Below are 362 nucleotides of genomic sequence, written 5' to 3' on the forward strand. Positions count from 1 at the left end.
ATAAGTCGGAATGACAGATGCCGGTCTTACCTGTTACTCATCACACTTTGCTGACTGCACTCTCACGGCAGGTTATTGCTCTTTTACTGCATGGGTTACAGGCCGCCGGTTAACCGACGGCCTGTAACCCATGGTAATCTTCTTCGCGGCTCAGTATCGCCCATGCTATTCGCGCATTCTTGTTCGCCAGCGCCACCGTCGCGATATTCCGGTTTCGCCTTTCCGATAACGCCTTCAGCCACTGGCTGCGTCTGTCGGTTTTATTCTGACACGCGTTCAGCACCGCACGCGCACCGTGGATTATCAGCGTCCGCAGGTAACTGTCTCCCCGTTTGCTGATAGACCCCAGCCGCGCTTTCCCG

1 protein-coding gene is annotated in these 362 nt (G+C 55.5%); it reads right to left on the reverse strand.

What is annotated here, in order from left to right; translation table 11 throughout:
* Positions 1-109 precede the first annotated feature (109 nt).
* The coding region (locus ACKLKD_RS28060) for a transposase (protein WP_420062023.1) at positions 110-362 on the reverse strand (253 nt) is incomplete at its 5' end.

Source organism: Klebsiella sp. 10982, from assembly GCF_048589245.1.
Classification (GTDB): Bacteria; Pseudomonadota; Gammaproteobacteria; order Enterobacterales; family Enterobacteriaceae; genus Klebsiella; species Klebsiella quasivariicola.